This is a genomic window from Streptomyces sp. NPDC058051, assembly GCF_042885475.1.
In the GTDB taxonomy this organism is placed as follows: Bacteria; Actinomycetota; Actinomycetes; order Streptomycetales; family Streptomycetaceae; genus Streptomyces.
In genome coordinates, this window is sequence record NZ_JBHVRW010000011.1 from 215,412 (window position 1) to 228,150 (window position 12,739).

General features: G+C 72.0%; 11 protein-coding genes. 5 read left to right on the forward strand and 6 right to left on the reverse strand.

The genetic code is table 11. From position 1 onward, the window contains the following. Positions 1-118 precede the first annotated feature (118 nt). Complete coding sequence (locus tag ACFVUT_RS19685; protein WP_389652731.1) at positions 119-433, forward strand: hypothetical protein; 315 nt, start codon at positions 119-121, stop codon at positions 431-433. Between the two features lie 55 nt (positions 434-488). Here ACFVUT_RS19685 and purU read toward each other — a convergent pair whose 3' ends face one another. Together purU and ACFVUT_RS19695 are read right to left on the reverse strand one after the other, a co-directional pair. After that, on the reverse strand, positions 489-1,367 hold the full coding sequence (gene purU, locus ACFVUT_RS19690; RefSeq protein ID WP_389652734.1) for a formyltetrahydrofolate deformylase: 879 nt from the start codon (positions 1,365-1,367) through the stop codon (positions 489-491). A gap of 28 nt (positions 1,368-1,395) precedes the next feature. After that, on the reverse strand, positions 1,396-1,842 hold the full coding sequence (locus ACFVUT_RS19695) for a hypothetical protein (RefSeq protein ID WP_389652966.1): 447 nt from the start codon (positions 1,840-1,842) through the stop codon (positions 1,396-1,398). A gap of 174 nt (positions 1,843-2,016) precedes the next feature. Between ACFVUT_RS19695 and ACFVUT_RS19700 the strand changes: the two genes are divergently transcribed. Beyond that, positions 2,017-3,297: an ABC transporter substrate-binding protein gene (locus ACFVUT_RS19700; protein ID WP_389652736.1), complete on the forward strand. Its 1,281-nt coding sequence runs from the start codon at positions 2,017-2,019 to the stop codon at positions 3,295-3,297. A gap of 36 nt (positions 3,298-3,333) precedes the next feature. Here the strand turns inward: ACFVUT_RS19700 and ACFVUT_RS19705 are convergent, their stop codons facing one another. Together ACFVUT_RS19705 and ACFVUT_RS19710 are read right to left on the reverse strand one after the other, a co-directional pair. Then, entirely contained in the window at positions 3,334-4,857 is a 1,524-nt protein-coding gene (locus ACFVUT_RS19705) for a hypothetical protein (RefSeq protein WP_389652739.1), read from the reverse strand. 210 nt (positions 4,858-5,067) lie between these two features. Continuing rightward, the gene (locus ACFVUT_RS19710; RefSeq protein WP_389652742.1) at positions 5,068-6,450 is read right to left on the reverse strand and encodes a transcriptional regulator; all 1,383 of its coding nucleotides are present in this window, start codon (positions 6,448-6,450) and stop codon (positions 5,068-5,070) included. A 271-nt stretch (positions 6,451-6,721) separates the two neighbouring features. Between ACFVUT_RS19710 and ACFVUT_RS19715 the strand changes: the two genes are divergently transcribed. Genes ACFVUT_RS19715 through ACFVUT_RS19725 form a run of 3 tightly spaced genes read left to right on the forward strand, consistent with a single transcriptional unit; the run spans position 6,722 to position 10,031 of the window. Beyond that, entirely contained in the window at positions 6,722-7,453 is a 732-nt protein-coding gene (locus ACFVUT_RS19715) for a bifunctional DNA primase/polymerase (protein WP_389652745.1), read from the forward strand. A gap of 38 nt (positions 7,454-7,491) precedes the next feature. Next, positions 7,492-8,382 carry an ABC transporter ATP-binding protein gene (locus tag ACFVUT_RS19720; protein WP_389652748.1) on the forward strand — a complete coding sequence of 297 codons (891 nt, stop codon included), beginning with the start codon at positions 7,492-7,494 and terminating at the stop codon, positions 8,380-8,382. After that, a complete protein-coding gene (locus ACFVUT_RS19725) occupies positions 8,379-10,031 on the forward strand; it encodes a transporter (RefSeq protein WP_389652751.1) in 1,653 nt (550 codons plus the stop codon). The genes ACFVUT_RS19720 and ACFVUT_RS19725 overlap by 4 nt, the downstream gene beginning before the upstream one ends. A gap of 216 nt (positions 10,032-10,247) precedes the next feature. Here ACFVUT_RS19725 and ACFVUT_RS19730 read toward each other — a convergent pair whose 3' ends face one another. Beyond that, a complete protein-coding gene (locus tag ACFVUT_RS19730; RefSeq protein WP_389652970.1) occupies positions 10,248-11,141 on the reverse strand; it encodes an alpha/beta fold hydrolase in 894 nt (297 codons plus the stop codon). A gap of 823 nt (positions 11,142-11,964) precedes the next feature. Then, positions 11,965-12,657: a metal-dependent transcriptional regulator gene (locus ACFVUT_RS19735; protein ID WP_389652754.1), complete on the reverse strand. Its 693-nt coding sequence runs from the start codon at positions 12,655-12,657 to the stop codon at positions 11,965-11,967. Positions 12,658-12,739: the final 82 nt, after the last annotated feature.

Genomic DNA, 12,739 nt, shown 5'->3' on the forward strand with positions numbered 1-12,739 from the left:
CCGGAACAGCCGGCCGGATCCCTGTCCGGGCGATCACGCGGGTGCGCGTGGACGCGCGGTACGAGGGGTGTCATGATCACCCAGGCGTCGGCGCGGGTCCGACGCGCAGGGAAGAGCCATGAAGTTCTACCTCGCGGTACCTGTCGTTCTGGTGGCGTTGCTCATCGCCGCCTCCGGCGCGGCGGCGGTCACGCGCGGCTGGGTGCTCCCCACGAACCGGCGAGCGGTCCACCGCCCCCGCGTCCACGGCTGGGGCCAGTTGACGGTCGCCTTCGCCCTGTGCTGGCAGATGTTCTTCCTTCTGGTGCTCAGCGACCCCGACACACGCCAGTGGGGGACCTTGACCGGCAGCGTGCTGCTGCTGGCCGGCCTCATCGTGATGATGGTGAGCTGTCGCGCGGTGCGCCATCGGCAGGGTGACGGCGCGCCCTGAGGGCTGTGTGCCGTCGGGCCGCACTCTCCCGCGCCCTCCCGCGCCCTCCCGCGCCCTACGAGAAGATCACCGTACGGCGGCCGTTGAGCAGGATGCGGCGCTCCGCGTGCCACTTCACGGCCCGCGCCAGCGCCTGGCACTCCACATCGCGTCCGACGGCGACCAGTTCGTCAGGCGTGACTCCGTGGCCCACCCGCTCGACCTCCTGCTCGATGATCGGCCCCTCGTCGAGGTCGGCCGTCACGTAGTGCGCCGTCGCGCCGATCAGCTTCACTCCTCGGGCGTGCGCCTGGTGGTACGGCTTCGCGCCCTTGAAGCTCGGCAGGAAGGAGTGGTGGATGTTGATGATCCGGCCGCTCAGCTGCTTGCACAGGTCGTCCGAGAGGACCTGCATGTAGCGGGCGAGGACGACCAGCTCGACGTTCTCCTCACGGACCAGCTCCAGCAGCTCCGCCTCCGCTTCGGCCTTGTTGTCCCTGGCCACCGGGATGTGCCGGAAGGGGACGTCGTACGAGGCGACGAGCTCGGCGAAGTCCGTGTGGTTGGAGACGACGGCGGCGATCTCGATCGGCAGCGCCCCGATCCGGGACCGGAACAGCAGGTCGTTGAGGCAGTGCCCGAACTTGCTGACCATCAGCACGACCCTCATCCGCTCCGAGGAGCGGTGGATCTGCCAGTCCATCCGGAAGGAGTCACCGACCGCGGCGAAGCTGGCCCGCAGCTTCTCCACCGTCACCGGGCTGTCCGCCGAGAAGTGGACCCGCATGAAGAACAGGCCCGTGTCGTGGTCCCCGAACTGCTGGCTGTCCTCGATGTTGCAGCCGGTCATGAAGAGATAGCTCGACACGGCATGCACGATGCCCTTTTTGTCCGGGCAGGAGAGCGTGAGGACGTACTGGTCCGGGGTGGTCTCGGCAGGCTGCGGCGCGGTCATGCCCGTAGCGTGCCATACCGGACCACGATCAGGCCGACCTGGTCAGAATGCGGAGCACGTCCAGGGAGCGCGGCGGCGTGTCCGGATCCTCACCGTCGTTGGTGGCGAGCAGCACATGGGCCTCGCGGGCGGCCCGTACGGCCTCCGGCCAGGCGTGGTGCTCCAGATACACCGACACGGGGGCGTCCGCGCCGACCTGATGCATGATGCGCAGCACCCGGAGCACGGCGACGTCGACGAGGGCGGACTCGTTGGAGTCCCGGAAGATCGTCCCGACGTATTTCTCGGCGGACCAGTTGTCCAGCCAGGTGTCCTCGACCAGGCGGTACACGGCGTCGGTGATGTCGCCGTACCCTTCCCGGCCGGACAGCCAGCACTCGTGGTGGAAGACGGGGTCGGAGAGCATGTGCAGCGCCGAGCGCACGTTGCTGCGCCAGCGCCACCACGGCATGTCATTCAGCGGCATGCCGCCCATGGTGGAGGAGCGACGGCCGCGACGGGAAGAGTTCTCCGAACCTTGCTGCACGGTTGTCGATCGTACGTTCCCCTCCGAGCCCTCCGCACCGGCCCCCGTAATTCACCCGGATGTCACCGTGCGTTGCGCCGGGCACACTGTGGCGTTCCCCCACGGGCGGAAACGTTCATGCCCATGACCGGACGGCGACGCCTCACCCCACCCCGCCCCTACAGGTTCCTCACAAGTACGGCGGCGGTCGCGGCGTTGCTGGTCACCGGTTGCGGTGCGCTCCCTGGGGCTTCGGGGGACTCCAGGGAGCCGCTCACCGTCGTGACATGGGCTCCGGGCGGCACCGCCGGGCCGGACGCGCTGAACATGGCGGGCATGACCGCGATGGCGCGCGCGTACGCCCGCTGGGCCAACAGCGACGGCGGGCTCGACGGGCACAAGCTGCGCGTCGTCACGTGCGACGAGGCGGACACCTCGGCCGGCGCGGCGGACTGCGCCCGGCGGGCCGTCAAGGAGAAGGCCGTGGCGGTCGTCGGCTCGTACAGCCGGCACGGGACCTCGTTCATGGCCCCGCTGGAGACCGCCGGGATCCCCTACATCGGCGGTTACGGGGCCTCCGACGAGGAGTTCAGCAGTTACACCTCCTACCCCGTCAACGGCGGTCAGGCGGCGCTGCTCGCGGGCAACGCCCAACAGCTCGCCCGCGGCTGCGAGCGGGTGTCCGTGGTGCGGCCCGACACCCTGGCCGGCGAGGACCAGGCATGGATCCTGCGCACCGGTCTCACCGAGGCCGGCCGGCCCGCGCCCGCCGACATCCGGGCGGCGGAGTCGGCCACGTCGTACGACGTGGCCGCCGGGCAGGCCCTCCAGGCGGCGGGAACGGGTGACGGCTGTGTGACCGCCGTGCTCGGGGACCGCACGGAGACGTTCTTCGACTCCTTCCGCCGGCTCGAACCGTCGTACGGGGACGTGCGGATCTCGTCCGTCCTCGGCAGCGTCGGACAGCCGCTGATCGACAGCACCGGCGGGCGGAACAGCCCGTTCGAGGGGGCGTACGTCACCGGCTGGTACCCGGACTCGGGCGATGCCCGCTGGGACCGGATGCGGGAGGTGATCCGCAAGCACGCCTTCGGTGACAACCGGATCGACCCCGACGACACCGGCGTCCAGACCACCTGGATCGCGTACACCGTGCTGAACGAGGTCGTGAAGGCGATGGACACCTCGGAGATCACCGCCAGGAAACTCGCGTCCGCCCTCAACCGCGGCACCCCGGCCGACACCGGAGGACTCACGCCGGTGCTGCGCTGGCGCCTGAAGGACATGCTCGGCTCGTCCGCGTATCCGCGCATCGTGAACACCAGGGTGACGTCCCAGGTGGTCCGCGACGGGCGGCTCGTCGCGGACCGGAAGGGGTTCGTGGACGTCCTGCGGACGCTGTCGGACGCGAGCGCGAAGGGGTGAGGCGCCCGGGGGCCGGCCACGGCCCCCGCGTCCCCGTCAGAGGTCGGTCGCCACCCGCCGGGTCAGTCCGTACTTCGACGCGATCGAGTTCCACAGGCCCGACGCCTGCTGCTTCGCCTTGCTCGCCTCGCTGCTCTGCGCGGCGGCCTTCTGCGCCTCGGAGGTCTGACGGGCCTTGCCGTGCTTGCAGACCTTCTTGCCGTCCTTGGCCTGCCCCGCCCACGCGGCGTAGTGCTCGTCGGCGGCGGCGGACGCCTGCCAGGCCTTGGTGAGGGAGGCGGTCAGCTGCGCGTGGTTCGGCAGCTCGTCGACGCTCAGGGCCTGGAGCCGTGTCACCAGATCACGGCGCTGCTGGGCGGCGCCGTTCAGATCGGTCACGGCCTGGTCCAGGTCCTTGCAGTTCTTGGTCTTCTCGACGGCCCCGATGACCGCGGCACGGCTGTTGTTGCTGTCCGCCAGCAGCTTGTCGAGCGCCTCGGCCTGCGGCTTCGCCGGATCGGCCGCCGCCTGCGTGGAGGACTCGGCCGCGGGTGAACTCGCTGAGGCCACCGGCTGCTTGTTGTCCGATCCCTTGCTGTCGCCGCCGCTCAGCAGCGCACCCGCGCCGAGGCCGACGACGGCGCAGCCGACGACGACCGCCGCGATGAGCGTGACGTGGGCCCGCTTCCTGGGCTGTCCGGTCCGGCCCTGCGGCTCCTGGTCCACGGGCTGGTACGCGGTCCGCGGTCCCTGGTCCACGGGCTGGTACGGCGACTGCGGGGCCTGCGGAGGCTGATGGGCGCCCTGGCGCTGCTGCGGGGCATCGAACCGGGGCATCTGCTGGGTGGCACCCGCGTGGCCCTCGTCGCGGAACAGGTTGTCGAACTCGGCGGGCGGCTGGCGGTCGCCGGGGGCACCGGGCCTGATGCCGTACGGGGCGCCGCCGGGAACCGGCGGGATGTACTGGGTCGCGTCGACGTCACCGCCGTGCGCGGGTGCCTGGGGTTGCTGGTACGCCTGCGGCTGCGGTGCGCCCTGGCCGAGGAACTGCGTGGCTTCGGCGGGGTTCTCCGGCGGCAGCCCGCCGGGCGCGGGACCGCCCGGCACCGGCGCGATGTACTGCGTGGCCTCCGCGTCCCCGCCCCTGCCCGCGCCGGGCACGGCCTCGGGCGGCAGCGGCTGCCCGTACGACTGCTGGGGCTGCTGGGGCTGCGGCAGGGGCTGGGCCTGCGGGAGAGGCTGGCCCTGCGGCTGGCCGTACGCCTGGGGCGGCTGTCCCTGGCCGTACGGTGCTTGCCCGTACGGTGCTTGCCCGTGCGGCGCCTGTCCGTACTGTCCGTACTGCTCCTGCCCGTACGTCCCCTGGCCCTGGGCGGGTGCCTGCGGCTGCGCCGGGGCGTCCTGGTGCGCCGCCTGCGGCCCCCAGGGCTGCCCCCACGGCTGGCCGCCCTGCGGGGCGGCCTGGTCCGCGGCCCCTCCGGGTATCCAGGGCTCGCCGCCACCCGCGGGCAGCACGACACCTTCGTGCGCGGGCCGTACAGCAGGGAGCTGCTGCTCGTCACCCTGTCCGCTCTGCGTCACCGGGACTCCTACGTGTGAACCTACGGAATCGTCGGCTCACGCTATCGGGTGGTCGGCGCCGTTCGCCAAGCGCGTGATGTCACTCACCCACCTTCACAGCCGCTGTAACACCCAGGGCTCGCACGACGCAGTTATAGGGGCGCACGACGCGGAGTCCCCCGCCCGGCGATCCGGCGCGCGGACACCGTCGGCCGCCGTTCCGTCCGCTCGTCACGCCGCCTGGAGTTCCAGCCGTGCCCCGAACTCCCGTACCGCCGGCTCGTCCCCGTACGGCATCAGCCGCTGCTGCAGGTCGTCGAGGTACTCCACTCCGCGGCTGGAACGCACCGAACCCAGCAGTTCCATGGCCCGCGTGCCCGTGTGACAAGCCTGCTCCACCTCGCGCAACTGGACCTGGGCCGTGGCGAGGAGCACCAGGCCGATGCCCCGGCGGCGGGTCCGGGACTCCGGGTGGCCGTCCAGGGACTCCTTCGCCCGGCGCGCCGCCGCATCCGGCTGGCCGAGGTCGCGGTAGCAGTGCGCCAACTCGTCGGCGAGATAGGCGTGGTCGAAGTGGGCGATCCAGTCCGGGTCGTCCCCGGTGCCCGGATCGGCGTGCTCCAGGGCCGTCTGCGCCCGGCCCGCCACCGCCTGGCAGGTGCGGACGTCGCCGAGGAGGGCGTGTCCGCGCGCCTCCGCCGCGTAGAACATGGCCTCCGCCCTGGGGGTGACATGTCCGCGTGCGCCCTCCTGCGCGGCCCGTGCCAGTTGGGCGATCTCCCGCGGATTGCCGAGCTGCGCGGCGAGGTGGCTCATCGACGCGGCCAGTACGTAACCCCCGTACGCCCGGTCGTTCGCCGCCTGCGCCAGGCGCAGCGCCTGGATGTAGTAGCGCTGGGCGAGCCCGGGCTGGCCCGTGTCGACCGCCATGTACCCGGCGAGTTCGGTGAGCCGCGCGACCGCGGCGAACAACTGCCGTCCGACCGATTCGCGGTACGCCCCCGAGAGCAGTCCGGAGACCACGCTGTTCAGGTAGTGCACCAGGACGGGCCGCACATGGCCGCTGCCGAACCGGTGGTCGAGGTCGACGAGGGCGGCCGTCATCGCTCGCACCGCCGCCACGTCCGACATCCCGACGCGGGCCCCGGCGGCCCGTTCGACCTGCGGGTCGGCGCCCGTGATCAGCCAGTCGCGGCTGGGCTCGACCAGCGCCGACGAGGCGATCGTCGAACCGGACAGGAAGTCGCGGCGGCCGACATCGCTGCGCCACAGCTCGCAGACCTGCTCGATCGCCCCGATCACGGTCGGGGCGAATTGCAGGCCCACGCCGGACGCCAGATTCTTGCCGTTGGCCATGCCGATCTCGTCGATCGTGACCGTACGGCCGAGCTTGCGGCCAAGTGCCTCGGCGATGATTCCCGGTGCCCTGCCGCGTGGTTGCTGCCCCCGCAGCCAACGGGCCACGGAGGTCTTGTCGTACCGCAGGTCGAGCCCGCGCTCCGCACCGACCATGTTGACGCGACGGGCGAGGCCGGCGTTGGAGCATCCGGCTTCCTGAATGAGCGCCTGGAGCCGTTCGTTCGGCTGGCGGGCTACGAGAGGTCTGGCTGCCATGTTTCCCCCTGAGGCCGCAGTGATCGATGAGCGGATCACTGCCCGGCGAATACGCGGAAAATGCACACATACATCGTGATCGTTATGTTCGTTGCGTTCCTTGCTCTTCATGTCGGCATATGACAAAGGCCGACCGTTCCGGAGTTGCCCGTATAGGGTTACCCGCCCGATCGGACGCCCCCGCACGCGCGCCCCCGCCCATGCACCCATGCGCCCCGCGTGCCGGATCGATGGGCCGTGGCCACGTCCACCGCGCCCGTAACCCCTGCTGATGGCGGTAGTTGTGCTGGGCGTGGAAGAGCCCATCGGGGTCGAAGAACCCATCGGAGTCATGGAAGCCGCGAGGATCCCCCCGCAACGGGGTGAGCAACTGGTCGACGCCGCGGTGCGGTACGCGGAGGAGCGGCACTGGGACGTGTGCCCCGGCACCTGGCTGGAGGCGGCGGAGGGGGCCGTGCGGTGCTCGTGCGATGACACCGGCTGCGCCGCACCCGGCGCCCACCCCCAGGGGCCCGACTGGGCGGGCCGGGCGACCGGCAGCGGTGGAGCGGCCCGCCGGATGTGGTCCGAGCGTCCCGGGGCGTCGATCCTTCTGCCCACCGGGCGCACCTTCGACGCGATCGACGTCCCGGAGTCCGCCGGTTTCCTGGCGCTGGCCCGGATGGAGCGGATGGGCGTGCCGCTCGGACCCGTCACGCGCACCCCCGACCGCCGGATGTTCTTCTTCGTCCTGCCGGGGGCGGCGGCCAAGACGGACGACCTGGTACGGAAGTCGGGCTGGCGGGCCGCCGCGATCGACCTCGTCGGCCGCGGAGACGGCCACTACGTGACGGGCCCGCCGACCCGGGTCGGCGACCGCGGGGCGGTGCAGTGGGCCCGCCACCCCACCCCCGCCAACCGGTGGCTTCCGGACGCGGCGGAGCTCATCGGTCCGCTCGCCTACGCCTGCGCGCGGGAAGCGGCCGACGCACGAGCACGCTCGTCGCCGGAAGCCCTTTCGTAGGCTGTCCCCATAGACGGGGACTCCGAAAGGCACACACCATGCAGGACCGGACAGAGACCGGCAGAGCGGCGGCGGGACCGGAGGCGGACGGAGTGCCGGCGGGACCGGACGGGGCGGACAGAGCGCCGGCGGGACCGGAGGCGGCGGGCGGAGTGCCGGTGGCGCCGCCCGCCGTCCGCGTACAGGGCCTGTGGAAGCGGTTCGGTGCGCAGACCGCGGTGGCCGGGATCGATCTGGCGCTGCCCGCGGGCAAGTTCATCGGTCTGGTGGGGCCCAACGGCGCGGGCAAGACCACCACGCTGTCGATGATCACCGGACTGCTCCGCCCCGACCAGGGGCTGATCGAGGTCGGCGGCCACGACGTGTGGCGCGACCCGGTCCGGGTGAAGTCCCGGATCGGTGTGCTCCCGGAGGGGCTGCGGCTCTTCGAACGCCTCTCGGGACGCGAACTCCTCGCGTACACCGGCCGGTTGCGCGGGCTGCCGGGAGCCGAGGTCGACAAGCGCGCCACCCAGCTTCTCGACGTGCTCGATCTGGCGGGTTCCCAGCACAAGCTGGTCGTCGACTATTCGACCGGTATGCGGAAGAAGATCGGGCTCGCGGCGGCACTGCTGCACAACCCCGAAGTGCTCTTCCTGGACGAGCCGTTCGAGGGCGTCGACCCGGTGTCGGCGCAGACCATCCGCGAGGTTCTGGAGCGTTACACCCGCTCGGGGGCGACCGTCGTCTTCTCCAGCCATGTGATGGAGCTCGTCGAGTCCCTCTGCGACTGGGTGGCCGTCATGGCCGCCGGCACGATCCGGGCCCAGGGCACCCTGGACCAGGTGCGCGGCGGGGCGCCCTCGCTGCAGAACGCCTTCCTCGAACTCGTCGGCGCGGGATCCCGGACCACCGGGGACACCCTGGACTGGCTGGGCGGCGGCCGATGAGCGTGCTCGACGCCCCCGTGGGAGCGGGCAGCCGCCGGGCGGACACGGGCGACGGCAGGAGCCTCGTCCCCGTCTTCGTGCGGCTCAAGCTGACCCTGCTCCGCAACGGGCTGCGGCAGTCGGCCGGCCGGCGGGCCGTGTACATCACCTCCGTCGCCGTCACCCTGCTGATCGCCGCGGGTCAGCTGATCGGGCTGGTCGCGCTGCGCGGGCACGCCCATGTCAGCGCCCTCGTCTTCCTGTTGACCGGGGTGCTGGCGGTCGGCTGGGCGGTGATGCCACTGTTCGTCCCCAGCGGTGACGAGACTCTCGACCCGAGCCGCCTGGTGATGCTGCCGTTGCGCCCGCGCCCGCTGATCACGGCGCTGCTGGCGGCGTCGCTCGTCGGGATCGGTCCGCTCTTCACGCTCTGCCTGGCGGCCGGTTCGGTGTTCGCGGTGGCGCACGGGGCGGCGGCGGCGGTGTTCGCCGTGGTGGCCGCGCCGCTGACCCTGCTGGTGTGCGTCGCGCTGACACGGGCCGTGACCGCGGCCAACACCCGGCTGCTGACCTCGCGCAAGGGCCGCGATCTGGCGGTGCTCAGCGGGCTCGTGATCGCGGTGGGTTTCCAGTTCGTCAACTTCGTCGCGCAGCGCCTCGGTCGGGCGGGCGGCCTGTCCGCCCTCGATCCGGTGGCGGACGTGGTGCGCTGGCTGCCGCCGGCCTCGGCGATCGGGTCCGTGGACGCGGCGTCACGGGGCTCCTACGGGGAGGCCGTCGCGCAGTTGCTGCTGTCCGTGGCGGCGTTCCTGGCACTGCTGTGGCTGTGGGAGCGCAGCCTGGTGAAGCTGATGACGGCTCCGGACGGTTCGACCCTGGCCGCCGCCGGACCGGGCCGGGAGAAGGCGGGCAAGAGCGGCTCCAGGCTCTCCGCGCTGCTGCCCGCGGGGCGTACGGGGCCGGTGATGGAGCGCAGTCTGCGGTACGTCGCACGCGACCCGAAGACCAAGGCCGCCTGGGTGACGGCGCTGGCGATCGGCTTGATCGTGCCGGTCCTCAACGCGTTGCAGGGCGCCGGCTCGGTCTACTTCGCCTGCTTCGCCGCCGGGATGCTCGGCATCCAGATGTACAACCAGTTCGGGCAGGACACCTCCGCGTTCTGGATGGTGGCGCTGACCATCTCCTCCACCCGGGACGCGTACCTCGAACTGCGGGCCCGGGCGATGGCGTTGCTGCTGATCACCCTGCCCTACTCGGTGGTGGTGACGGTGGTGACGGCCGCGATGCTCGGCGACTGGGAGGCCCTGCCCGGTGCCATGGGGCTGTCGCTCGCGATGCTGGGCGCGATGCTGGCGACGGGCGCGATGGCGTCCGCGAACTTCGCGTACTCGATCCCGCAGGACGGGGCGTTCAAGAACATGGCGCCCGGGCAGGCCGGGCTCGCCTGGATCTCGCTCTTCGGCGGCCTGGTCTCGGCGGCGGTGCTCAGTTTCCCCGTGATCGCGGTGACGATCTGGCTGCACGTCGCCGACCTGCGGCAGTGGCTGTGGCTGCTGCTGCCCGCGGGCGCCGTGTACGGGGCGCTGATCGCCTGGGCGGGGCTACGGCTCGCCGCTCCCCGCACGGCGAACCGGCTCCCGGAGATCCTGACGGCGGTCAGCAAGGGCTGAAGGCAGGAGCGGCCGGCGAGGGCTGGGAGCACGACCGGCCTGCGAGGGGGCGGGCAGCAAGGGGGCCCGCCCGTCGCGCAGGGCCTGGCTCCTCGGCGGTACGGGCTCGCGTGTGCGGGACACGAGCTCGCGGCCGGCCGTGCGGAGGACGGGCTCGTGGCCGCCGTCTCAGGCGTACGGGCTCGTGGCCGCCGTCTCAGGCGTACGGGCTCGTGCTCACGGGGACACGGGCTCGCGGTCGGCCTGGGGGTCTTCGGCGAACTGTTCGAGGAACGGCTCGACCGCTGTGCGCCAGCCCTCCGGCTGGTCGTAGTGGACGAGATGGCCGGCGTCGGCCACTTCCGCGTACTGCCCGCGCGGCAGAACGCGGACCATCTCCTGAGCCTCCGCCCGGCCCAGCTCGCCGTCGAGGCCGCGGAGCACCAGAGTCGGGCACCGGACCTGTGCCAGCTCCTCCCAGTGCGCGTCGAACACCCAGGTCGCGCGGGACTGGAGCATCCGGCGGCGGGAGAAGACGGGTCGCCAGCCGTCGGCCCGCTCCGCCATCACCTCGGCGAAGAACTCGCCGCGCGCCGGGTTGGGCCGCTCCACCCAGGGGTCGTCCTCGCCGAACCACTTCCGTACGTCGGAGAGCGTCGCGAACGGCACCGGCCAGGACGTGAACCAGTCCTCCCACTCCCGCTGCGAGGCCGCGCCGAGCGCGGAGGCCCGCATGTCGCAGACGACGAGTGCCCGGACGAGATCGGGGCGCTTCGCGGCGAGCTGCCAGGCGGTGAGCGCTCCCATCGCGTGCCCGACGAGGGTGACGGGGGCGAGGCCGAGCTGTTCGATCGCCGCCTCGACATCGGCGACGTACGCCTCACGGGTGTACGGGCCTTCGGCGGGCTTCTCGCTGCGGCCGTGGCCCCGCTGGTCGAGACCGACGGCCCGGTACCGCTCGGCGAGCCAGCGGGTGGTCGAGGCCCAGTGCGAGGCCCGGCCCATCAGACCGTGGAGCAATAAGACCCCGGGGGCGCGCTCGCCCTCCGTGCGCCCCTTGGGCGGGTCGGCGAACTCCCAGGCCGCAAGGCGTACTCCGCCGGTCCCGGTCACATCGATGCGCCGCACCATATGTTCTGGCACCCCCTTCTGGTCCTCGATCACCGCTGGATTCACCGCTCGATCACCGTGTGGTCGCGCCACGGCAGACTATCGAACCTTTATTCGAAAACCGGGTTCCGCCATCCAACACCCCTCGTTCGAGTGACCGGCTCCAAGGATTGCCGACGGCCGCGGAGGGGAGATGTTCTCCGGGAGGCGGGCCGCTCGGGGATGAGGGCCCGTGGCGGGCCACTCGGGGATGAGGGCCCGCGGGAATCGACCTTGAGAGCTCGGGGCTCCAGGTCGAAACAGGGGAGGGCAGGCCCCGGCGCCGCAAGGCGCCGGGGCCCTCTGCTGTTCGGGAGCGACCGGCACCGGAACCCGTGCGCGGGCGGCGGCAGCACGGGCGGCACCGGCCACGCGGCGGCGGCACACGGCACGCGGGCACCGCCGTCACGGGCGGGCGACGGGCGCGACACACGGCCCCCCGTCCTGCGCGGCCCGCGGGCGGCGGCACCGGCCCCCCAGCAGACGTGCCGGACATGCCGGACTTGCCAGTACGACGGGCGCATGCACCTGCTCCCTCCCTGACCGCACAGCCACGTGGCCGACACTCTCAGGTATGCCTCAGCCACAGCCTGGCACGGGATCCGCTCGGGCGCTGCGGTTCCGGGCGGAAAATCAGAAGGCGGACGCCGCGCTTCAACGCCTTGCGGGCACGCGTCCGTGGGCGCCCGTCAACGGTGACCTCCGGTGATCCCGTCAGTGGTGACCTCCGGTGGCCCCGTCAGCGCCCTTGAGCGATGTCTTCAGCGTGTCCTTCCGGTGGCGTCCGTCAGCTCGGCGGTGTCCGTCAGCGCTTGGCCACGAACACGTGCGAGGCGACCTCGTCCTCCAGCTCCGCCGCCTCGCCGCTGCTGCCGACCAGCACCCCGCCGGGCGACTGGGTCACGCTCACCACGGAGCCGGGCTGCACGCCCGCCCGCCGCAGCGTGTACATCAGCTGGGCGTCCGTCTGGATCGGCTCACCGATCCGGCGCACGACCACCGTCTTGCCGTCGACTCCCGGGTCGAGCTCCGACAGGCTCACCATGCCCGCGTCGAGGAACGGGTCGGCCTCGGCCTTCTCCCCCAGCTCCTCCAGACCCGGGATCGGATTCCCGTACGGGGACTCCGTCGGGTGGCGCAGCAGCTCCAGCACCCGTCGCTCGACGGCCTCGCTCATCACGTGCTCCCAGCGGCACGCCTCGGCGTGGACCTGCTCCCACTCCAGGCCGATCACGTCGACGAGCAGGCACTCGGCGAGCCGGTGCTTGCGCATGACGCGGGTCGCGAGGCGGCGCCCCTCCTCGGTCAGCTCCAGGTGGCGGTCGCCCGCGACCTGCACCAGGCCGTCGCGCTCCATGCGCGCGACCGTCTGGCTGACCGTCGGACCGCTCTGGTCCAGCCGTTCCGCAATCCGGGCGCGCATGGGGACCACGCCTTCCTCTTCGAGTTCGAGGATGGTGCGGAGGTACATCTCCGTGGTGTCGATCAGTCCGGACATTCGTGCCCCTCGATGCTGTGACATGAAAACGTCGTGCGCTGGCCCTCACCCAATTCTGACGCATACCGCCGACAACCGTGCC

Coding starts and splice junctions, on each gene's coding strand:
- ACFVUT_RS19685 (WP_389652731.1), top strand. CDS start 119: ATGAAGTTCTACCTCGCGGTACCTGTCGTTCTGGTGGCGTTGCTCATC.
- purU (WP_389652734.1), bottom strand. CDS start 1,367: ATGACCGCGCCGCAGCCTGCCGAGACCACCCCGGACCAGTACGTCCTC.
- ACFVUT_RS19695 (WP_389652966.1), bottom strand. CDS start 1,842: ATGGGCGGCATGCCGCTGAATGACATGCCGTGGTGGCGCTGGCGCAGC.
- ACFVUT_RS19700 (WP_389652736.1), top strand. CDS start 2,017: ATGACCGGACGGCGACGCCTCACCCCACCCCGCCCCTACAGGTTCCTC.
- ACFVUT_RS19710 (WP_389652742.1), bottom strand. CDS start 6,450: ATGGCAGCCAGACCTCTCGTAGCCCGCCAGCCGAACGAACGGCTCCAG.
- ACFVUT_RS19715 (WP_389652745.1), top strand. CDS start 6,722: ATGGCGGTAGTTGTGCTGGGCGTGGAAGAGCCCATCGGGGTCGAAGAA.
- ACFVUT_RS19720 (WP_389652748.1), top strand. CDS start 7,492: ATGCAGGACCGGACAGAGACCGGCAGAGCGGCGGCGGGACCGGAGGCG.
- ACFVUT_RS19725 (WP_389652751.1), top strand. CDS start 8,379: ATGAGCGTGCTCGACGCCCCCGTGGGAGCGGGCAGCCGCCGGGCGGAC.
- ACFVUT_RS19730 (WP_389652970.1), bottom strand. CDS start 11,141: ATGGTGCGGCGCATCGATGTGACCGGGACCGGCGGAGTACGCCTTGCG.
- ACFVUT_RS19735 (WP_389652754.1), bottom strand. CDS start 12,657: ATGTCCGGACTGATCGACACCACGGAGATGTACCTCCGCACCATCCTC.